This is a genomic window from Pararhizobium polonicum, from assembly GCF_001687365.1.
Lineage (GTDB): Bacteria > Pseudomonadota > Alphaproteobacteria > Rhizobiales > Rhizobiaceae > Pararhizobium > Pararhizobium polonicum.
This window is the reverse complement of the sequence record NZ_LGLV01000013.1, coordinates 162,045-184,193: the sequence shown is the minus strand read 5'-3', so window position 1 is coordinate 184,193 and position 22,149 is coordinate 162,045. Positions and strand designations below refer to the sequence as shown.

Genomic DNA, 22,149 nt, shown 5'->3' with positions numbered 1-22,149 from the left:
TGATCATGCGAGGCTGGAATGAAGTTGAGCAGAAGACTGGTCCCTGACGTCACCACGCTACAGGCGTTCGAGTGCGCTGCGCGTCATGGCAGCTTCACGCAGGCGGCGGCCGAGCTGAACCTGACCCAAAGCGCCGTCAGCCGCCAGATCAAGGATCTCGAAAGCCAGATCGGCGTGCTCCTGTTCGAGCGTATCCGCCAGCGGGTCATCCTCTCCGATGCCGGCCAGAAATTCCTGCCCGAGGTGCGCCGGCTGCTGACCCAATCCGAAGAGCTGATGGTCCGCGCCATGGCGTCGGCACGTTCGGAATCGACACTCTCCATCGCGTCGCTGCCGACCTTCGGCAGCCGCTGGCTGACGCCGCGGCTGCCGGATTTCCTCAAGGAACATCCCGGCACGGTGATCGACATCGCCTCCCGCTCGCAGCCCTTCGATTTCGAGGAGCAGAATTTCGACCTTGCCATCCACTACGGCCAGCCGGTCTGGGCGCATGCGACCTGCAGCTATCTCTGCAGCGAGATCATCGTGCCGGTGGCAAGCCCGGCCCTTCTGGCGCTCAATCCGATGAAAGAGCCCGGAGAGCTGGAGGACAAGCCGCTGCTGCATCTCGCCACCCGCCCGAAAATGTGGGCGCAGTGGTTCGAGAGCAATGGTGGCGAGATGAAGTCGGCCTATCGCGGCAACCGCTTCGACCAGTTTTCCATGGTCATCGAGGCGGCAGGTGCCGGTCTCGGCTTTGCGCTGGTACCGCTATATCTGATCGAACAGGAGCTTTCCACCGACAGGCTGCGCGTCGCCTTCGACCGGCCGATGCAGACGGAAAACAACTATTATCTCGTGGTGCCGGAAGGAAAGCTCGAAAACCCGGTCAGCCAGGCTTTCCGGACCTGGATCGTCAAACAGGTCGGTCGATGGCAGAGCGGAGGATAGAAGAGTTCCGCCGCGACGCAGCATAAAGCCCGGAACCTTTCCGATTTCCGTGCGTTCCGGTCCGGATGAACAGCCTCAAAGAAACAGTTTTGAACGATTTCCCGGGCTTCGCTGCGAAGGAAGACGGTAATCCTGGGCTTTCTTTTGCGTAGGGTGTCCGAATTCGCTTCGAAGGCAGGGCCCGCTTCTTGCAACATATTGGCACTACGGCTAAAAAATGCCTATTTCTTGCACCACGCAGCCTTGATAGCGAAGCGACTGCCGTCTTCACACTTTCCAAAGCCCGTCCGGGCAGTGCCAAAGCCTTTCGGTTTCCCGCCCGCGCGAAACCTTGCGGCTTTTGGCAGAGCGCAGACGGACACGAGGAGATCGTGGCGGCGCAGAGCCAACATCAGGGCAGCAGCCCATCCGGCACGACCATGCCAGCCGGACCCTTCAACACCGCTTGGATCCAGAACCCGTACCCATGCCCCTTCATAACACGCCATCCACGCCGCCGCGCGAAACCGAGATCAAGCCGATCGACTACAATGATTCGATCCGCTCGACCTATTTCACCATCGATGAGCTTCATGAATGCGGTGCAGCGCTCGCCCGCGATGGCGTTACGGCTCTGCCGGGCTTCTTTCCGTTCGAGTTCCGTCCGCGCCATCGTGAAAACGAAACCGAGATTTTCCGGGTCTACAAGGTCACGGCGACCGACGTCGAGGCCGGGGCCTCGATCACGCCTGCCGCCGAATGGCTGCTCGACAACCACTATCTGGTCGAGGAATCCATCCAGGAGGTTCGCCGCGATTTTCCACGCAAGTTCTATCGCCAGCTGCCGACCCTGTCTGTCGCCGGAACGACCATCCCGCGCACCATGGCGCTTGCCTGGCTTTATGTCGCCCACACGCACAGCACGGTGTCGCGCGAAAGCCTGACCGCCATGGTCGCCGGCTTCCAGAACCACGAGACGTTCAAGATCGGCGAATTGTGGGCGCTGCCGTCCATTCTCCGTTTCGTTCTGATCGAAAACCTGCGGCGCATCGCGATCCGCGTCGATCGCTCGCGCAACATGCGCAACAAGGCAAACGACGTCGCCGATCAGATCGTTCGGCTTGGCGAACCTGAAAAATTCAAGCCTATCCTGGCGGAAGCCGAAGCGCTCTGCGCCGACAACACCTTCGTCGCGCAGCTTCTCTACCGGCTGAGGGACGGGTCGCAAACATCCGGATATGTCATCACCTGGCTGGAAGAACAGCTGGAGAAACGCGGCAGCGACGTCGAGGAGGCGCTGGTCGCCGAGCAGAACCGCCTGTCTTCCGGCAATGCGACGATGAGCAACATCATCCGCAGCCTGCGCGAGATCGACGACAACGACTGGGCCGTCTGGTTCGAAAGCGTCAGCAAGCTGGATGATGCCCTGCGTGACGGCTCCGACTATTCGGCGCTCGATTTCGGATCGCGCAACAAATACCGCAACACGATCGAGCGGCTGGCGCGCCGTTCGGGCCATAGCGAACTCGAGGTGACGCAAATCGCCCTGAACATGGTCAAGGAGCAGGCACGCGCCGACGCCGAGACCACCGGCGTGCTGCACGAGCCGAATGTCGGTGGGTTTCTCGTCGGCAAGCAGCGCCGTTTGCTGGAAACCAAGATCGGCTATCGTCCTTCCATCCTCCAGACCATTATCCGGATCGGCCGGAAACTGGACTGGTTTGCCATCGCCGGGCCGAACATCCTGCTGACCATTCTTGCGATGATCACGGTCTATTTTTTCGTCAGCCCGATGGCGATCCCAACCGGTGCCAAGCTGATCATGCTGCTGCTGTTTGCGCTTCCCGCCTCCGAAGGCGCCGCCGGTCTCTTCAATACGCTGGTCACGCTGTTCGTGACGCCGTCACGGCTGGTCGGATACGAATTCCTCGAGGGGATTCCGGAGGATGCGCGAACCCTCGTCGTCGTCCCCTGTCTGATCGCCAAGCGCGATCATGTCGACGAACTCGTGCGCAATCTCGAGGTCCACTACCTCGCCAATCCGAAGGGCGAGATCTATTTCGCGCTTGTGAGCGACTGGACCGACAGCAAGACCGAGGAAACGGCCGCCGATCTCGACGTGCTCGACTACGCCAAGAACGAGATCGAAACGCTGAGTGCGCGTTACGCCCATGACGGGCGCATCCGCTTCTATCTGCTGCATCGCCGCCGCCTCTACAACGAGGCCGAGGGCGTCTGGATGGGCTGGGAGCGCAAGCGCGGCAAGCTGCACGAACTGAACCTGCTTCTGCGCGGCGACAGCGATACGAGCTTCCTTGCCGGTGCCAACATGGTTCCGGAAAACGTGCAGTACGTCATGACGCTCGATTCCGACACGCGCCTGATGCGCGATGCGGTGACGAAGCTGGTCGGCAAGCTGTACCACCCGATCAACCGCCCGGTGGTCGATCCCATCACCCAGAAGGTCACGGCCGGCTACGGCATTCTTCAGCCGCGCGTCACCCCGTCTCTGACGACCGGCAGCGACGCCTCGATGTTCCAGCGCATCTTCTCGATCAACCGCGGTATCGACCCCTACGTCTTCACCGTGTCCGACGTCTATCAGGACATCGCCGGCGAAGGCACGTTCACCGGCAAGGGGCTCTATCACGTCGACGCCTTCGAGGCGGCGCTGAAAGGCAAGATCGAAGAGAATTCGATTCTCAGCCATGACCTGCTCGAAGGCTCGCTGGCGCACTGCGCGCTTGTGAGCGACGTCGAACTGGTCGAGGATTTCCCGATCCGCTACGAGGTCGAGATGTCGCGCCAGCATCGCTGGGCGCGTGGCGACTGGCAGCTTTTGCCCTACATGTTCAACCTCTCCAACGGCGTCAGCATGCTCGGCCGCTGGAAGATGTACGACAACCTGCGCCGCTCGCTGATCCCGGTTGCCTGGCTGATCGCCTCGGTGATGGGCTGGTACTATATGGAGCCGACGCAGGCGCTGATCTGGCAGTTCGTGCTGATTTTCAGCCTGTTCGTCGCACCGACCATGTCTCTGATCTCCGGTGTCATGCCGCGTCGCAACGATATCGTCGCGCGGGCGCATCTTCATGCCGTTCTGTCGGAGATCCAGGCCGCGAACGCGCAGGTCGTGCTTCGCATCGTCTTCATCGCCCATGCGGCGGCCATGATGGCCGACGCGATCGTCCGCTCGGTCTACCGCACCTTTGTCAGCGGCAAGCTGATGCTCGAATGGCGCACCGCCGCACAGGTCCAGAGCTCCGCCGGCGGCACCGTCTGGGACTATTACCGTTCGATGTGGATCGTCCCGGTCCTGTCGGTCGTTTCGCTGGCGCTGGCCGCCATTTCCGACACCGGCATGCCCTTTATCGGCATCCCGTTTGCCGTGCTCTGGGCGCTCTCTCCCGCCATCGCCTGGTTCGTCAGCCAGTCTGCCGAGACGGAAGACCAGCTGGTCGTGCCGGAAGATGTGGTCGAGGAACTGCGCAAGATCGCGCGGCGGACATGGCTCTATTTCGAGCAGTTCGTCACCGCCGAGCAGCATTTCCTGCCGCCGGACAATTTCCAGGAAATTCCGCACCCGATCCTCGCCGAGCGCACATCGCCGACGAATATCGGCGTCTATCTCCTGTCGGTGATGTCGGCGCGCGATTTCGGCTGGATCGGCTTCGAGGAAACCATCCGCCGCCTGGAAGAAACGGTTGCCACGGTCGACCGCATGCCGAAATTCCGCGGCCATTTGTTCAACTGGTACAAGACCGACACGCTGGAAACGATGGAGCCGAAATATGTCTCCGCCGTCGACAGCGGCAATCTTGCCGGCCATCTGATCGCCGTCTCCTCCATGTGCCGCGATTGGGCCGAAGCCCCCTCCGCGCATGTCCAGGGCAATCTCGACGGCATCGGCGACGTCGCCTCCATCCTGTCCGAGGTACTGGCCGACCTGCCGGACGACCGCAAGACCGTGCGGCCGCTGCGCCGCCTGATGGAAGAGCGGATCACCGGCTTCCAGAACGCGCTTGCCGCCGTCAAGCGCGAGCACGAATTCGCCTCCATCCGGGTGATCAACCTCGCCGTCCTGGCGCGCGACATCCACAAGCTCACCGTCAACCTCGACCACGAGGTGAAAAGCGCCCAGAGCGGCGAAGTGACGAAGTGGGCGACCATGCTGGTCAACACCTGCGAAGCCCATATTGCCGACGGCGTCTTCGATCTCGGCGCCATCGAGGCGCTGCGCCAGCGCCTGATCGTCATCCGCGACCGGGCCCGCGATATCGCCTTTACGATGGATTTCAGCTTCCTGTTCCGTCCGGAACGGCGGCTTCTGTCGATCGGCTACCGCGTCAACACAAACGAACTTGACGAGGCCTGCTACGATCTTCTGGCATCCGAAGCGCGGCTGACCAGCCTGTTTGCGATCGCCAAGGGTGACCTGCCGACCGAGCACTGGTACAAGCTCGGCCGTCCGATCGTGCCGATCGGTGCGCGCGGCGCGCTGGTCTCCTGGTCCGGCTCGATGTTCGAATACCTCATGCCGCCACTGGTCATGCAGGAGCGGCAGGGCGGTATCCTCAACCAGACCAACAACCTGATCGTCCAGGAACAGATGAACCACGGCCGCCGCCTCGGCACGCCGTGGGGCATTTCGGAAGCGGCCTTCAACGCCCGCGACCACGAGCTGACCTACCAGTACACCAATTTCGGCGTACCGACGCTCGGCCTGAAGCGCGGCCTCGGCCAGAATGCCGTCATCGCGCCCTATGCCTCGATCCTTGCCAGCATGTACTTCCCCAAGGCAGCACTGGCCAATCTCGGGCGGTTGCGCGCCGTTGGCGCGCTCGGTGTCTACGGCTTCCACGATTCCGTCGACTACACACCGACACGCGTGCCGGAAGGCAAGACCTGTGCCGTGGTGCGCAACTACTATGCCCACCATCACGGCATGTCGATCGCCGCGGTCGCCAACGTCGTCTTCAACGGACGCCTGCGCGAGTGGTTCCATGCCGATCCGGTCATCGAAGCTGCCGAACTGCTGCTGCAGGAAAAGGCGCCACGCGACATCCCGATCATCAACACCAAGAAGGAACCGGAATCGCTCGGCAAGGGTCAGGAAGATCTCCTGCGCCCGGAAGTTCGCGTCATCACCCATCCGCTGACCAAGGATCGCGAGACGGTTTTCCTGTCGAACGGCCACTATTCGGTGATGCTGACCGCGACCGGTTCCGGCTATTCGCGCTGGAACGGTCAGACCGTTGCCCGCTGGAAGGCCGATCCGACCGAGGATCGTGCAGGCACCTTCATCTTCCTGCGTGACACCACGACCGGAGACTGGTGGTCGGCAACCGCCGAACCGCGCCGCGCGGAAGGCGAAAAGGCCACTGCCCGCTTCGGCGACGACAAGGCGGAGTTCATCAAGACCGTCGGCGATCTCACCAGCGAAGTCGAATGCATCGTCGCCACCGAGCACGATGCCGAAGGCCGCCGGGTGATTCTGCTCAACACCGGCACCGAGGACCGCTTCATCGAGGTGACGTCCTATGCCGAACCGGTTCTGACGACCGACGACACCGACAGCGCCCATCCGTTGTTTGCCAAGATGTTCCTGCGCACGGAAATCGACGCCAAGGGCGACGTCATCCGTGTCACGCGCAACAAGCGCAGCCCCGGCGAGCCGGATATGCAGGTGGCGCATCTGATCGTCGACAACGCTGCCAGCACCCGTCATACCGAAGCGGAAACGGATCGCCGTCGGTTCATCGGCACGGGCCGCACACTGGCCGAGGCGCAGGCCTTTGATACCGATGCCAGGCTTTCGGGCACGGACGGCTATACGCTCGACCCGATCGTCTCGCTGCGCCGCGTCGTGCGCGTGCCGGCCGGCAAGAAGGTCAGCGTGATCTTCTGGACCATCGCCGCCCCCGACCGCGAAGCGATCGACAAGGCCGTCGACCGCTATCGCCATCCCGACAGCTTCAATCATGAACTCATCCACGCCTGGACCCGTTCCCAGGTGCAGATGCGCCATGTCGGCGTCACCTCGCAGGAAGCCGCAAGCTTTCAGATGCTCGGCCGCTACCTCGTCTATCCGGACATGCAACTGCGCGCCGACACCGCCACGGTGCAGGCAGGTCTTGCGCCGCAATCGGCGCTCTGGCCGCTGTCGATTTCGGGTGATTTCCCGATCTTCGCCGTCCGCATCAACGACGATATCGATCTCGGCATCGCCCGCGAAGCCCTGAAGGCGCAGGAGTATCTGCGCTCGCGCGGCGTCACCGCCGATCTTGTCATCGTCAACGAGCGTGCCGCCTCCTATGCGCAGGACATGCAGCACACTCTGGATGCCATGGCCGAAAACCTGCGCCTGCGCGGCCTGTCCGATGGCCCGCGCCAGCATATCTTCGCCGTCCGCCGCGATATCATGGAGCCGGAGACCTGGGCGGCGCTGCTGTCGGCCTCCCGCGCTGTCTTCCATGCGCGCAACGGCAAGATTTCCGACCAGATTTCACGGGCGGAAAACCTGCTATCGAAACCGTCCAGGAAAAAGGACGCTCCAGCCCTTCCGCTTCTGGCAGTCGTCAGCGAGGAGAGCAGCGCTGCAAGCGCCGCCATCAGCGGCGACGGCCTCGATTTCTGGAATGGCTATGGCGGCTTTTCCGCGGATGGCCGCGAATATGTGACGCGCTTGCGCGGTGGCGAAGCCACGCCGCAGCCGTGGATCAACGTCATCTCCAACGACAGCTTCGGTTTCCATGTGGCAGCCGAAGGGGCCGCGTTTACCTGGGGCCGCAATTCGCGCGACTATCAGCTGACGCCCTGGACCAACGATCCGGTGATCAACCGTCCGGGTGAAGCCATCTTCATCAGGGACATGGAAAGCGGGGCCGTCCTGTCGCCTTATGCTGCCCTCTCGCGCCGCACCTCCGTGCTGTTCGAGACCCGGCATGGGCTTGGCTATTCCGTCTTCACGAGTGTGCAGGACGAACTGGAGATCGAGGTCAGCCAGACGGTTCATCGCACGCTGCCGGTGAAATACCTGCGGCTGCGGCTGAACAACACCTCCGGCGAAACCCGTAGCCTCAAGATCTACGGCTATGCGGAATGGGTGCTTGGCAACAACCGGGCAAAGACCGCGCCGTTCATTCTCTCGCATCACGACGAGGCAAGCGGCGCAGTGCTGGCGACCAATCCCTACAGCATCGACTATTCCGGCCGCACCGCCTTCCTCGCCGCCAGCGAAACGCCTGCCGGTTTCACCAGCAGCAGGCGCGAGTTCATTGGGCGGGCCGGCAGCATCTATGCGCCGCAGGCCGTGCTCGCTGGCAAGCCCCTGTCGGGCGCTGTCGAAGCCGATGGCGATCCCTGCGCTGCGATCGTTGTCGATGTGGCGCTGAAGGCCGGCGAGAGCCGGGAGCTGACGTTCTATATCGGCGATTCGGACAATGCCGGGCAGGCGCTCGAACATCTCGAAGAAGCCCGCAAGACCCCGTTCGAAGCGGTTCTTGAAGCCTCCAACAGCTACTGGCAGGACTTTACCGGCATTCTCCAGGTCGAAACGCCCGACAAGGCGTTCAACAACATGGTCAATGCCTGGCTGCCCTATCAGAGCCTCGGCTGCCGCATTCTGGCGCGCTCGGCCTTCTATCAGGCGAGCGGCGCCTTCGGCTTCCGCGACCAGCTGCAGGATACGCTCGCCTTCATCGTGCACCGGCCGGATCTCGCCAGAGCGCAGATCCTCAATGCCGCCGCACGGCAGTTTGTCGAGGGCGACGTCCTTCACTGGTGGCTGCCGGGCAACGGCTCCGGCGTCCGCACCCTGATCTCCGACGATGTCGTCTGGCTCGGCCATGCCGTGCAGCACTATTGCTCGGTCACCGGCACGAAGGACATTCTCGACGAGCAGATCGCCTTCATCGAGGGCGCAGCACTTGAGCCCGGCCAGCATGACAGCTTCTTCCAGCCGGCAGTGTCGGAGCGGCGCGCCAGCCTCTACGAACATTGCGCGCTGGCGCTCGATCTGGCGATTGCCCGCAAGGGCGAGAACGGCCTGCCGCTGATCCTGGGCGGCGACTGGAACGACGGCATGAACCGGGTCGGCATCGAGGGACGCGGCACCAGCGTCTGGCTCGGCTGGTTCCTCGCGGCAACGCTGCGCTCCTTCCTCGTCATCGCGCGGGAACGCGGCGACACCAGGCGGGTTTCCGCCTGGGAGGCGCATCTTGAAAGCCTCAAGCAGGCGCTCGAAACCGCCGGCTGGGACGGTACCCATTACCGCCGTGGCTATTACGACGATGGAACGCCGCTCGGCTCTGCCGAAAGCAGCGAATGCCGGATCGATTCCATCGCCCAGTCCTGGAGCGTCCTGTCCGGGGAGGGCGATGCCGCCCGCTCGGCGCAGGCCATGGATGCGGTGCTGGCGGAACTGGCCGATAGCGATCATCAGATCATCCGCCTGTTCACGCCGCCGCTGTCCGGCGCAGCGCAGGACCCGGGCTATATCGAAGCCTATCCGCCCGGCGTGCGCGAGAACGGCGGCCAGTATACCCATGCCGCGACATGGGTGGTCCTGGCATTGGCAGCCCAGAACCGAAAGGAAGACGCCTGGCGTGCATTCGAGATGCTCAATCCGGTCAATCATTCGAAAGACCGCGACAGTGCCGATCACTACCGCGTTGAACCCTATGTGGTTGCCGCCGATATCTACGGCGACGGCGATCTGACGGGACGCGGCGGCTGGACCTGGTACACGGGCTCGGCGGCCTGGCTCTACCGCGCAGCGGTCGAAGGCATTCTCGGCATCCGACGGCAGGGCGACAAGCTGATCATCCGGCCGGTCCTGCCGGAAGGCTGGGACGGCTTCTCCGCAACGTTGACCATCGACGGCAAGACGCATGCGATTGCCGTGACGAAAAATGCAAAAAGCGGCGAACCGATCGTCAGCATCAACGCTACTGTCACAAAAAACGCGCATGAAGGCGTTTTGTTGTAACTGCCGGCGCTTCGTTACGAACGGAAACCGGCTTTGCACCAGAAGGCGCAAAGCCGGTTTCGTTTTGATCGTCCGCAGTCGCATCGCGTCAATGGGGCAGGGGCACTGAACCCGGACGAGAACATTCTGAATGCTTCAAAAACTGCAATTCGAACCGTCTGCCGATGACGGAAAGACAGGACAGAACCACGCCATACCTGCCGAGCGCGACACCCGCCTCGACGTCTATCGTGCGCTTTGCCTCCTCACCATCTTCGTCAATCACGTACCGGGGCAATATCTCGAACACCTGACCACGAAGAACTACGGCTTCTCCGACTCCGCCGAGGCCTTCGTGCTGATCTCCGGGCTTTCGGCCGGGCTTGCCTACGGGCGGAAGTTCAATATCGGCAATCGCCTTGCCCTCACCCTGAAGATCTGGCGCCGCGCCTTTACGCTCTATGTCGCCCACATCATGACCAGCATCATCACGCTGGCGATCTTTGCCGGCGGCGCCCTCTATTTCGGCCGGCAGGACCTGATCGGCGAGATCAACATCCGTCCGATCGTCGATCATACCGAGCAAGGGCTCGTCGCCATGGTGCTGCTGGGGCATCAGCTGGGCTATAACAACATCCTGTCGATGTATGCCGTGGTCTTCCTGCTCCTGCCCGGCATTCTCTGGCTGCATGGGCGCAGCCCCTTCCTGCTGTTCATCGCCTCCGCCGCCCTGTGGCTGGCCGCCGGCATCTTCACCATCGTGCCGATCAACTTCCTCGACGAAGGCTACTGGTTTCTCAATCCGTGGTCCTGGCAGTTCCTGTTCGTCATCGGCATGATCTGCATGATGCGGGCACGCGCCGGCAAACGGCTGCCGCGTCATCCGCTGTTGATCGCCGTCTCGGCAGGTTATGTGACGCTATCGCTTTTCTGGGTCCTGCTGTCCTGGTGGAGCATCGATTTTTCCTACGGCCTGCCCGCCGTCCTGACGGGTTTCGACAAAACCTTCCTGTCGCTCACGCGCCTGCTACACGTTCTGGCGCTGGCCTATCTGCTGACCGTCTTTCCGGTCTTCAGCCGGATGACGCGCCTGCGCATCGATCATCCGCTGGTCCTGATCGGCCGGCATTCTCTGCCTGTCTTCATCTTCGGGACGATCCTCGCCATGGTCGGCCAGGTGCTGCTGTTCGTGACGGGACGCGATCCGCTCTGGGGTTCGCTGTTCGTGCTTGGCGGCATCGGCCTGCATTTCGCCTATGCCCGCTATCTCGACTGGATCGGCGGCCTGTCCCGGCCTCGCGTCGCGAAGGCATGAAAAAGGCCCCAGTCCGGGGCCTTTTTCATCTTTGATAGCTGGCCGCGTTGCCGATCAGGCTGCCGCGTGGCTCTTGCGGACGTCCTCGTCGGTGAGGATGCCGCTGGCCCGCAGCAGCGAGGCAAACCGGCCATTGCTCTGGCTCAGCTCGTTAAAGCCACCCATCTCGACGATCCGGCCATGATCCATGAAGATCACCAGATCGGCTTCGCGCACCGTCGACAGGCGGTGGGCGATGATGAAGGTGGTGCGATCCTTGCGCAGGTTGTCGATCGCAGCCTTCACCCGGTTTTCGGTCTCGACGTCGAGCGCACTGGTGGCTTCGTCGAGCACGAGGATCGGTGCATTCTTCAGGATCGCCCGGGCAATGGCGATACGCTGGCGTTCGCCACCGGACAGCCTGTTGCCACGTTCGCCGACGCGTGTCTCGTAACCTTCCTGGCGGCCTTCGATGAAGTCGGCGGCAGCAGCCGCTTCGGCGGCAGCCATCACCTCGACGAGGGACGCATCTTCGCGGCCAAGGCGGATGTTCTCGCAGATCGACCGGTTGAGCAGGCCCGCATCCTGAAACACGGTGGCGATCGAACGGCGCAGGGACTTGCGGGTGACGGTCGAGATATCGACGCCATCGACAAGGATCTGGCCGGCGGCCGGCTCATGGACGCGCTGCAAAAGGTTGACCAGCGTCGTCTTGCCGGCACCGGTCGGGCCGACGATGGCGATCGTCTGGCCGGCCTTGGCGGTAAACGACACGTTGCGCATGCCTTCGGTCGAATTGGCGAAGTTGAAGGACACGTCGCGAAACTCGACTTCGCCGCGCACGTTGTTCAGCTCGCCGGCATCGGCAGGCTCTTCGCGTTCGCGGACCGAGTCTTCCAGGATAAAGAAGTCCTCGAGCTTGGCACGGGCTTCGAAAATCTGCGTCACGAAGGCTTTCATCTGGTCGAGGCGGCCGATCAGCAGGCCGGCAAAGCCGATGAAGGCAATGACGTCGCCGATGCCGAGCTGGCCCTTCTGCACCAGGAAAGTACCGATGACGAGGATGGCCATCATCGAGATGGTCGAGGCCATGCGGTTCAGCGCGCTGGCCAGCGCCCACCAGTCGAGGACCGGCAGCTGGGCGGAAATCAACCTCTGGGTAAAATTCTTCAGCTCGCGGGTTTCGGCCTCGATGCGGTTGTAGCTATGGACGACCGAAACGTTGCTGATCGAGTCGGAGACGTGGGAGAAGACCGTGTGATAGTGGTCCTCGACCGAGGCCTGGCCTTCCTTGGTCCGCGTCATGACGAACTTGCCGACGACGACATAGAGCACGCCGAGCACGACGAGAACCAGCGACAGGCGAACGTCCATGGCAAAGGCTGTCGGAACCAGAAGCATCAGCGCCACCGCGGTCGCCAGATGCTGACGCATGAATTCGAGCCAGAGGCCGAACAGCGTTTCGCAGGCGCGCAGCAGCGTGTGCAGGGCATTGGAGGTGCCGCGCTGGGTGTGCCACGACAGGGGCATGGAGATGATACGGCCGAAAGCTTCGGTGATCAGCGTCGAGCGGCGCGTATGCGCCAGCCGGTCCGCCTCACGGGCGACCAGCACGAAGGCGATCGTATTGAAGACACCGAGGCCCGCCCACATCAAAAGCAGGGGCGTAACGGTCTGCTTGGAGGAGATGGCGTCGATGATGCGGCCGAACAGAATGGGCTCTGCAATCGTGATGACCGCCAGGACGATATTGGCGACAACGATGGCGGATACCCGGAGCTTGTGTACGGCAAGATACTGAAGCGCTCTCGCATAGACCTGGAACAATGACACTGTCTTATCCCTCTTGGGAAGTTGAATTGCGTTGCAACAACAAGCAACATGGCATTCGTGTCTCAGTATAGTTTAGAGAGAAGCCCGGATTTCCGTGGAAAATGCGTCGGTTCGATCATTATTCATGACAAAAACACTCATTTTTCTCGGCAATTCTCCGAACCTTCTTTCTCTTCCATGGCCAAACAAAACATCGTCTGTAATCAACTTTGAGGTCGAACGGGCAAGCTTATCTGTGATAAGGACCGAGATGAGACAAAATGGCTCGTATCGCCTCGATCGATTTATCCATAGCTTGCTATTTTTCGCACCTTGCAGTTGGACGGCGATGCGGTGTTAGGTGGTTCCATGACTGACGATGGCGATTATCGCGATTGCAACATGAATGGGTGCTGAACGGGACATTCATGCTGCGGCGCAACAGATTACTGTCAGAGACTGAAATTGATTTTTTGAAGGAACATTAATGAATATCACATTGCTGGTGCAATTTTTGGCACTGATAGATGAGATGCGAAGCAGGGATGAAATCGTTCAGGAATTCGAACGGGTCCTGGACCGTTACGGCTTCGACTATTACGGGATCGTCCGCCAGCCCAAGCCCGATGAAAATCCCCTGAGCCTGCTGCTTGCAGGACGCTGGCCCGACGGCTGGCCGCAGATCTACATCAAGAAGAAATACGTCATCATCGATCCGACGATCCGCTATCTCGGCCACGCGCAGCGCGGCTTCCGCTGGCGCGATACCCTGGTTGCCTTCCGTTCCGACCCGCATCGCAAGCGCATGGAGCGCATGATGGTGGAAGCACGCGGCCACGGCCTGTATGATGGCTATATTTTCCCCGTTCACGGGCGCCGCGGATTGCTCGGCAACATGACGCTCGGCGGCCGCGTCGTCGATCTCAGCCCCGTGGAAATGAGCCTGTTCGACGCCATCGCCAAGAAGATATTCTGGCGGCTTCTGGAATTGAGCGATCCGACGGTTCTTGCCGACATGGTCTCCAGCGTCGATGTGCAGATGACACGCCGCGAAATGGAGGCCTTGCACTATCTGGCCGATGGAATGACCTCGAACGAGATCAGCAGGATCCTCGATATCTCGACCCACACCGTCGACTGGTACATGAACGGTATCCAGGAAAAGTTGAAAGCAAAGAACCGCCATCACGCCGTGGCGCTGTCGTTCCGCCTGGGACTGATTTCCTGATTGGAAATGAATCGCGCTATGGCGTCACTCTCAAATTGAACTTCAAGTCATGAAACGCTAATAATTCTTTTCGCGGTGCAACATTACCGTGTTTCAAGTCTTGAGGAGTCCGACTTGCCCATCTCGAAAATTCTTGTCGCCAACCGTTCTGAAATTGCCATTCGCGTGTTTCGCGCCGCAAACGAACTGGGAATAAAAACGGTTGCGATATGGGCGGAAGAGGACAAGCTGGCGCTTCACCGGTTCAAGGCGGACGAGAGTTACCAGGTCGGCCGCGGGCCGCACCTTGCCCGCGACTTGGGACCGATCGAAAGCTACCTGTCGATCGAGGAGATCATCCGGGTCGCCAAGCTCTCGGGGGCCGATGCCATCCACCCCGGTTATGGCCTTCTGTCCGAAAGCCCGGAATTCGTCGATGCCTGCAAGGCGGCGGGAATCATTTTCATCGGCCCGACCGGCGATACGATGCGGCGGCTCGGCAACAAGGTCGCCGCCCGCAATCTCGCCATTGAAATCGGCGTGCCCGTCGTTCCGGCCACCGAACCGCTTCCCGACGACATGGCTGAAGTGGCCAGGATGGCCGAGGAGATCGGCTATCCGATCATGCTCAAGGCTTCCTGGGGCGGCGGCGGCCGTGGCATGCGCGCCATCCGCGATCCGAAGGATCTTGCCCGTGAGGTCACGGAAGCCAAGCGCGAGGCGATGGCCGCCTTCGGCAAGGACGAAGTCTATCTCGAAAAGCTGGTGGAACGGGCGCGTCACGTCGAAAGCCAGGTGCTGGGCGATACCCATGGCAATGTCGTACACCTGTTCGAGCGCGATTGTTCGGTCCAGCGCCGCAACCAGAAGGTTGTCGAGCGCGCACCGGCTCCCTATCTGACCGAAGCCCAGCGCCAGGAACTGGCCGGCTATTCGACCCGGATTGCCAAGGCGACGAACTATGTCGGGGCCGGCACGGTCGAATATCTGATGGATATGGACTCAGGCAAGTTCTACTTCATCGAAGTCAATCCGCGCATCCAGGTCGAGCACACGGTCACCGAAGTGGTCACCGGCATCGATATCGTCAAGGCGCAGATCCATATCCTCGACGGCTTTGCCATCGGCACGCCGGAATCGGGCGTTCCGAAGCAGGAAGACATCAAGCTCAACGGTCACGCGCTGCAGTGCCGCATCACCACCGAAGACCCGGAACAGAACTTCATTCCCGACTACGGCCGCATCACCGCCTATCGCGGCGCCACCGGTTTCGGCATCCGGCTCGACGGGGGCACGGCCTATTCGGGCGCCGTCATCACCCGCTTCTACGATCCGTTGCTCGAAAAGGTCACCGCGTGGTCGCCGAGCCCGGAAGAAACGATCGCGCGCATGCACAGGGCGCTGCGCGAATTCCGTATCCGCGGCGTCGCCACCAACCTCACCTTCCTCGAAGCGATCATCACGCACGAGAAATTCCGCGACAACAGCTACACGACGCGCTTCATCGACACGACGCCGGAACTGTTCCAGCAGGTCAAGCGCCAGGACCGCGCCACCAAGCTGCTCACCTATCTCGCCGACGTGACCGTCAACGGCCATCCGGAAGCCAAGGGGCGGCCGAAGCCGTCCAAGGACATCGCCGCGCCGGTGGTGCCGTTCACGCCCGGCGACATCCAGCCCGGCACCAAGCAGCTGCTTGACGAACTCGGCCCGAAAAAATTCGGGGAATGGGTGCGTGCGCAGAACCGCGTGCTGATCACCGACACGACGATGCGCGACGGCCATCAGTCGCTGCTCGCCACCCGCATGCGCACGTACGATATCGCCCGGATCGCCGGCACCTACGCCCGCGCCCTGCCGAACCTGTTTTCGCTGGAATGCTGGGGCGGTGCCACCTTCGACGTTTCCATGCGCTTCCTCACCGAAGATCCGTGGGAGCGCCTGGCCAAGGTGCGCGAAGGCGCGCCGAACCTGCTCCTGCAGATGCTGCTGCGCGGCGCCAACGGCGTCGGCTACAAGAACTATCCCGACAATGTGGTGAAATACTTCGTCCGCCAGGCTGCCAAGGGTGGCATCGACCTGTTCCGGGTGTTCGACTGCCTCAACTGGGTGGAGAACATGCGGGTGTCGATGGACGCCATCGCCGAGGAAAACAAGCTCTGCGAAGCGGCCATCTGCTACACCGGCGATATCCTCAATTCGGCGCGCCCGAAATACGACCTGAAATATTATACCGCCCTCGCCGCCGAGCTTGACAAGGCCGGCGCCCATATCATCGCGGTCAAGGACATGGCAGGCCTGTTGAAGCCGGCCGCCGCCCGTGTGCTCTTCCGGGCGCTGCGCGAGGCGACCGACCTGCCGATCCACTTCCATACCCATGACACATCCGGCATTTCCGCCGCGACCGTGCTTGCGGCCGTGGAATCGGGGGCCGACGTGGTCGATGCGGCGATGGATTCCCTGTCGGGCAATACCTCGCAGCCTTGCCTGGGCTCGATCGTCGAAGCCCTGCGCGGCACCGAGCGCGACCCGGATCTCGATCCGGAATGGATCCGCCGCATCTCCTTCTACTGGGAAGCCGTGCGCCACCAGTACGCGGCCTTCGAAAGCGATCTCAAGGGCCCTGCATCCGAAGTCTACCTGCATGAAATGCCGGGCGGCCAGTTCACCAACCTCAAGGAACAGGCCCGTTCGCTGGGGCTGGAAAGCCGCTGGCACCGCGTTGCCCAGACCTATGCCGATGCCAACCAGATGTTCGGCGATATCGTCAAGGTGACACCATCCTCCAAGGTGGTCGGCGACATGGCGCTGATGATGGTCAGCCAGGACCTGACGGTCGCCGATGTCCTCAATCCGGACAAGGACGTCTCCTTCCCGGAATCGGTAGTGTCGATGCTGAAGGGCGATCTCGGTCAGCCTCCGGGCGGATGGCCGCAGGCGCTGCAGAAGAAGGCGCTGAAGGGCGAAAAGCCCTATACGGTTCGTCCCGGCTCGCTTCTGGAAGATGCCGATCTCGATGCGGAGCGCAAAAGCATCGAGACCAAGATCGAACGCGAAGTCAGCGATTTCGAGTTTGCCTCCTACCTGATGTATCCGAAGGTCTTCACCGACTATGCGCTGGCGCACGAGACCTATGGTCCGGTCAGCGTGCTGCCGACACCGGCCTATTTCTACGGGCTGGGCTCGGGCGAGGAACTGTTCGCCGATATCGAGAAAGGCAAGACGCTCGTCGTCCTCAATCAGGCGCAGGCCGAGGTCGACGAAAAGGGCATGGTCAAGGTGTTCTTCGAGATCAATGGTCAGCCGCGCCCGATCAAGGTTCCCGATCGCAACCGCGGCGCCTCCAGCGCCGTTCGCCGCAAGGCGGAAGCCGGCAATGGCGCCCATCTCGGCGCCCCGATGCCGGGCGTCATTTCCGCCGTCGCGGTCACTGCCGGCCAGACGGTGAAATCCGGCGACGTGCTGTTGTCGATCGAGGCGATGAAGATGGAAACCGCGCTGCACGCGGAAAAGGACGGTACCATCGCCGAAGTGCTGGTGCGCACCGGCGACCAGATCGACGCCAAGGATCTGTTGATCGTTTACGGGGCTTGACGCTTTGGTAAAGACACAGGCGGCCGGGAAGCCGGCCGCCTGCCTGCCTCAAAGGGGCGGCTCCCTCTATTGGCCGGTTACCGCAACCAGTCCGCATAATCCGGCACCAGAAGATGCAGCGGCGGTTCATCCTCCTCGATCCCTGAAAACCGCGTCACCGCCGGATCCTCGAAGATATTGTCGGTATTGTCGTCGTTGACGGTCGAAACCTCGGCGACGAAGACATCCGCCCCCTCTGCCCAGAACGCATGCCAGTCTCCCGGCATCAGCGTCACGCTTTCTCCGGGCGCAAGCCGCAGCTTGTGGCCGGGGGCGAAATCACGCCAGAGACCATCCGTCGCCAGCCGCACGCCCTTGCTGCGATCGCATTGCCCGTCCGTATCGCCGAACAGCTCGATCACCAGCGTGCCGCCGCCGCGATTGATGATGTCCTCGGCTTTCAACAGATGCCGGTGTGCCGGTGTCACCTGGTCCTTGCGCGCAATCATCGCCTTTTCGGCGTAAAGCATGCCGCGCCCCCGTTGCAGATCGGCAAAGCGGCCATTGCGCACGGTGAACAGGAACAGCCCGGTTTTCGTAAAATCGCCAAGACCGAAATCGGTAATATCCCAGCCGAGCGATGCGCCGGTGATCCCGTCGATCTCCGCCTTGCGCGCCCGCATCTCGTCCGGAGACCAGCGCGAAAACGGCGGCAGGACGAAGCCGAACGAGCGCATGAAGGCCTCGCCCTCGCGCATGATCGCGTTGATGGCGCTGCGTTTCATCGGATGTGTCATGATATCCTCCCTCAGCGAACGCCGATGCCGGCCGTCAGGCCGCCATCGATCCGGTGGTCCGATCCCGTGATGAACGCCGCCTTGTCCGACGCCAGAAAGGCCGCAAGCGCAGCCACCTCCTCCGGCTCACCGATGCGCCCGAGCGGATGTGCAGCACCGAAACGCTGGAAAACGGATTCGATATCGGCATCCTCGCCTTCGAACGTACGGGCCGCCAGCTCCAGGATCGGCGTGCGCACCGAGCCGGGACTGATCGATACGACGCGGATACGATCAGGCGCGAAATCGAGCGCCATCGCCCGCGTCAGAGCATGGATCGCCCCCTTGGAGGCGACATAGGCCGAGACGCCGCGCTGGCAGGCATGTCCCTGCACGCTGGACAGATTGACGATGACGCCACCGCCGCGCTTGCGCATCTCCGGCACGCCGAATTCCGCCGTCAGGTGGATCGACCCGACATTGACGGCCATGCAGCGCATGAAGCTCTCGAACGGCGTCGTCTCGGCGGTGCCATACGGATGGACGGCGGCCGAATTGACGATGATGTCGATGCCGCCGAAACGCGCAACCGCGGCCGCCATGGCGGAGGAAACATTCTCGGGCACGGATACATCCGCATGCAAAACGGCAAGAAACAGGTTCTCCGCCGCTGCCATCTCCTCCAGCTCGGCATTCGCCGCCAGATCGATCCCGAGCGACGCCACGGAGGCGCCCTGCCGGGCCAAGTGCAGCGCAACGGCACGGCCGATCCCGGTTGTTCCGGTCACGACCGCAACCTTTCCGGCAAACTCACTCATGACCCGTCTCCTCCCGCTCCATCTTTTTCCGGCCTGCCGTTTGTATTCCGCCGGATCGATCAGCAGCCGGAATGAACTCCAGTCCCGCGTCGAGATGCCGATCCATGTGATAGGCAAAGCCGATCCTGTCGCCTTGGCGCAAAGCCTCAACGATATCGGCATGTTCCGCCGCAACGCCCTCCAGAACCTGGCGCTGCGACTTGCCCGCCAGCATCAGCCGCCGGATCACCGGTTTCAGCATGCCGTAGGTTTCCGACAGCGTCCGGTTGCCCGCCGCATCCACCATCAGCTTGTGGAACTGATAGTCGAGGTCCGACGCCTCTTCGGGCGTGGTGGCCTGGCGAATGCGCATATTGAGCGCATCCATTTCCTGAAGGGTCTCCTCGCTGATCCGGCCGGCAAGACGATCGAACAGGTTCATTTCAGTGAGCCGCCGGTAGCCCTGGATATCGCGAAACGCATCGACGGAAATGTCCATGGCAAAGGAAAACAGATCGCGCATGGCCGACTGATGCTGATCGGTCAGCACCGCTCCGACCTTCTGGCGCGATTCGGCCACGCCATAGGCCTTCAGCGTCCGGAAGGCTTCACGCACCGTGTTGCGGCTGGCATCGAACATGACCGCGAGTTCGCCTTCGCTCGGCAGCACGTCGCCGACCGTCAGCCCGCGTTCGCGGATCAGGCCGCGAATATGCTGGACCATACCGTCCACGGCGGATGCCCGGGGAACCTCTTCCATGCCATTCCTCATCGGCCGCTCCTTCACCTGCGCAGTCACTATATGCCCCACATATTACGCCAATCAACTCTCATATCTTGCATTTTCGTCTATCATCCGTTTAATTGTCCAACATTATAATGGGAGGCACTGACATGCTCGAAAGCTGGCGCTGGTTCGGACCGCAGGATCCGGTCACTCTGTCGGATGCGCGACAGGCCGGCGCGCACGGGGTCGTCACGGCCCTGCATCACATCTATGACGGCCGCATCTGGACGCCGGATGATATCACCGAGCGCATGGCACTGATCCACAAAGCCGGCATGACATGGGCGGTCTGCGAATCCATTCCCGTCAACTCGGCGATCAAGCGCCGCGACGGCGAATGGCGGCGTTATCTCGATGCCTGGAAGCAATGCCTTGCCAATCTCGGCAAGGCCGGCGTGCCTGTTGTCTGCTACAATTTCATGCCGGTGGTCGACTGGACCCGCACCAACCTGATGTATCCGACCGAGGCCGGCGGCTATGCGCTGCGCTTCGACATGATCGATTTCGTCGCCTACGACGTCTTCGTCCTGAAACGCCGCGCCGCCGAGGAGAGCTACGACGCACCGGTGGTCGAGGCAGCCCGCAAGCGGCTGGCGGCGAAAAGCCAGGACGAGATCCTGACGCTGGAAAAGAACATCATCGCCGGCCTTCCCGGTGGCGAGGACAGCCACACGCGCGAAACCATCCGTGGCCATATCGCCGCCTTCGACGACACCTCGTCGGACGACATGCGCGCCAACCTGATCGAGTTCCTGCAAGAAGTCGTGCCCGTCGCGCAGGAAACCGGCGTCCGGCTCGCCATCCACCCGGACGACCCGCCCTTCCCGCTGTTCGGCCTGCCGCGCGTCGTCTCCACGGCCGACGATGTGCAAACGATCCTCAGCGCCGTCGATGCCCCGGAAAACGGCATCACGCTCTGCGCCGGCTCCTATGGCTCGCGCGCCGGCAACGACGTGGTGGAGATGGCCAGAAGCTTCGCCGACCGCATCCACTTTGCCCATCTGCGCAATGTCACCAAGGAACCGGACGGCTCCTTCATCGAATCCGAGCACCTGGCCGGCGACGTCAACATGGTCTCGCTGATTTCAGTTCTGCGCGCCGAAGAGCGGCGGCGGGAGAGGGAAGGCCGCCCCGACAGCGTCATCCCCATGCGCCCCGACCACGGCCACCTTTTGATCGACGACCAGAAAAAGACGGTCAACCCCGGCTATTCCTGCATCGGCCGCCTGAAAGGCCTCGCAGAACTGCGCGGCGTCATCGCCGCGGTCGATCAGCTGACATAGGTGTGTGGGCGATCAGGGGGCATCCATTCGGATGCAGATCAAGGAGAGCGGCGTTACCACACAACAGTTTTCCGGGATGGCTCCGAACGAACATTCGCAAGAATGCCCGGCGGGCACCTTTACATCGAGAGCGAATGGCAGACCGATTCCTGTCGCCCCCAAAGCGGCCCGCGAAGGTTCTCCGCATAATCAAAAAAACCTCACGCTCGTCAGGCCTCCGTCTACATCTACGATTCAGAGTCAGCTGCGGTAGCCTGCCCGTAATTTCTCAAAACTGAACTTAAATCGTACCCACGTGACGCCTTGGCGTCATCTCCAACTCAAAGAGGCGTAGCAAAAGCGCTCGTGTGAAGATCGGTGTGCGCGGAAAGCGCCGGCAGCCCAAGCCCAAGCCCAGAATGGCGGAGAGGGTGGGATTTGAACCCACGATACCCTTGCAGGTATGCCGCATTTCGAGTGCGGTGCGTTCGACCACTCTGCCACCTCTCCGGATATGCTGGTCGGCGCCGTAGCGCGAGGCGGTTCATAGCGGCAGTTTTCGCGGATGACAAGGGGGCATATCAAGGAATATCAGGCGCATGCACGTCTTTCGTCTTGACAGTTTTGCCGGCTTCCAGTAATTCGCGCAATCGAAGTGGTGTGGCATGTCCTCACCGCGCCGGGTGTCTTTTGCGCCCGTTCACCGGCAAGGCCTCAAACCTTGCCATGTCCGACTGAAGAAAAAGACGGCCCCGCACAGCGGA

The 22,149-nt window shown here is 61.9% G+C and carries 10 protein-coding genes and 1 tRNA gene; 6 read left to right on the top strand and 5 right to left on the bottom strand.

From position 1 onward, the window contains the following. The first annotated feature begins 18 nt into the window (after positions 1-18). The 3 genes from ADU59_RS20790 to ADU59_RS20780 all read left to right on the top strand — a co-directional run bounded on the left by ADU59_RS20790 (position 19) and on the right by ADU59_RS20780 (position 11,192). On the top strand, positions 19-930 hold the full coding sequence (locus ADU59_RS20790) for a LysR family transcriptional regulator (protein WP_068956071.1): 912 nt from the start codon (positions 19-21) through the stop codon (positions 928-930). Positions 931-1,396: 466 nt separating this feature from the next. Further along, positions 1,397-9,898, top strand: a complete 8,502-nt coding sequence (locus ADU59_RS20785; RefSeq protein ID WP_099050892.1) for a glycoside hydrolase family 94 protein — start codon at positions 1,397-1,399, stop codon at positions 9,896-9,898. A gap of 130 nt (positions 9,899-10,028) precedes the next feature. Continuing rightward, complete coding sequence (locus ADU59_RS20780) at positions 10,029-11,192, top strand: OpgC family protein (RefSeq protein WP_068956067.1); 1,164 nt, start codon at positions 10,029-10,031, stop codon at positions 11,190-11,192. A 54-nt stretch (positions 11,193-11,246) separates the two neighbouring features. Here the strand turns inward: ADU59_RS20780 and ADU59_RS20775 are convergent, their stop codons facing one another. Next, complete coding sequence (locus ADU59_RS20775) at positions 11,247-13,004, bottom strand: glucan ABC transporter ATP-binding protein/ permease (protein WP_068956065.1); 1,758 nt, start codon at positions 13,002-13,004, stop codon at positions 11,247-11,249. A gap of 466 nt (positions 13,005-13,470) precedes the next feature. Here ADU59_RS20775 and ADU59_RS20770 point away from each other — a divergent pair, with 466 nt between their 5' ends. Both ADU59_RS20770 and pyc read left to right on the top strand, forming a co-directional pair. Next, complete coding sequence (locus ADU59_RS20770) at positions 13,471-14,211, top strand: LuxR family transcriptional regulator (protein ID WP_068956063.1); 741 nt, start codon at positions 13,471-13,473, stop codon at positions 14,209-14,211. A 114-nt stretch (positions 14,212-14,325) separates the two neighbouring features. Next, on the top strand, positions 14,326-17,784 hold the full coding sequence (pyc, locus tag ADU59_RS20765) for a pyruvate carboxylase (protein ID WP_068956061.1): 3,459 nt from the start codon (positions 14,326-14,328) through the stop codon (positions 17,782-17,784). Between the two features lie 77 nt (positions 17,785-17,861). Here the strand turns inward: pyc and ADU59_RS20760 are convergent, their stop codons facing one another. Genes ADU59_RS20760 through ADU59_RS20750 form a run of 3 tightly spaced genes read right to left on the bottom strand, consistent with a single transcriptional unit; the run spans position 17,862 to position 20,108 of the window. After that, the gene (locus ADU59_RS20760; RefSeq protein WP_068956218.1) at positions 17,862-18,548 is read right to left on the bottom strand and encodes a D-lyxose/D-mannose family sugar isomerase; all 687 of its coding nucleotides are present in this window, start codon (positions 18,546-18,548) and stop codon (positions 17,862-17,864) included. A gap of 23 nt (positions 18,549-18,571) precedes the next feature. Next, positions 18,572-19,357 (bottom strand): SDR family NAD(P)-dependent oxidoreductase, encoded by a 786-nt coding sequence (locus tag ADU59_RS20755; RefSeq protein ID WP_068956059.1) that lies wholly within the window; start codon positions 19,355-19,357, stop codon positions 18,572-18,574. Next, positions 19,350-20,108, bottom strand: a complete 759-nt coding sequence (locus ADU59_RS20750; RefSeq protein ID WP_083198355.1) for a FadR/GntR family transcriptional regulator — start codon at positions 20,106-20,108, stop codon at positions 19,350-19,352. The genes ADU59_RS20755 and ADU59_RS20750 overlap by 8 nt, the downstream gene beginning before the upstream one ends. A 122-nt stretch (positions 20,109-20,230) precedes the next feature. Here ADU59_RS20750 and uxuA point away from each other — a divergent pair, with 122 nt between their 5' ends. Then, positions 20,231-21,406, top strand: coding sequence for a mannonate dehydratase (gene uxuA / locus ADU59_RS20745; protein ID WP_068956058.1), 1,176 nt, complete (start codon positions 20,231-20,233; stop codon positions 21,404-21,406). Positions 21,407-21,805: 399 nt separating this feature from the next. On the opposite strand, the gene ADU59_RS20740 is transcribed toward uxuA, so the two are convergent. Next, positions 21,806-21,895, bottom strand: a tRNA-Ser gene (locus tag ADU59_RS20740). Between the last annotated feature and the right edge of the window lie 254 nt (positions 21,896-22,149).

What these genes read in the sequence shown, in the direction of transcription:
- ADU59_RS20770 (WP_068956063.1), top strand. Translation starts at nt 13,471, where the DNA reads ATGAATATCACATTGCTGGTGCAATTTTTGGCACTGATAGATGAGATG.
- ADU59_RS20780 (WP_068956067.1), top strand. Translation starts at nt 10,029, where the DNA reads ATGCTTCAAAAACTGCAATTCGAACCGTCTGCCGATGACGGAAAGACA.
- ADU59_RS20790 (WP_068956071.1), top strand. Translation starts at nt 19, where the DNA reads ATGAAGTTGAGCAGAAGACTGGTCCCTGACGTCACCACGCTACAGGCG.
- ADU59_RS20760 (WP_068956218.1), bottom strand. Translation starts at nt 18,548, where the DNA reads ATGAAACGCAGCGCCATCAACGCGATCATGCGCGAGGGCGAGGCCTTC.
- ADU59_RS20785 (WP_099050892.1), top strand. Translation starts at nt 1,397, where the DNA reads ATGCCCCTTCATAACACGCCATCCACGCCGCCGCGCGAAACCGAGATC.
- uxuA (WP_068956058.1), top strand. Translation starts at nt 20,231, where the DNA reads ATGCTCGAAAGCTGGCGCTGGTTCGGACCGCAGGATCCGGTCACTCTG.
- ADU59_RS20750 (WP_083198355.1), bottom strand. Translation starts at nt 20,108, where the DNA reads ATGAGGAATGGCATGGAAGAGGTTCCCCGGGCATCCGCCGTGGACGGT.
- ADU59_RS20755 (WP_068956059.1), bottom strand. Translation starts at nt 19,357, where the DNA reads ATGAGTGAGTTTGCCGGAAAGGTTGCGGTCGTGACCGGAACAACCGGG.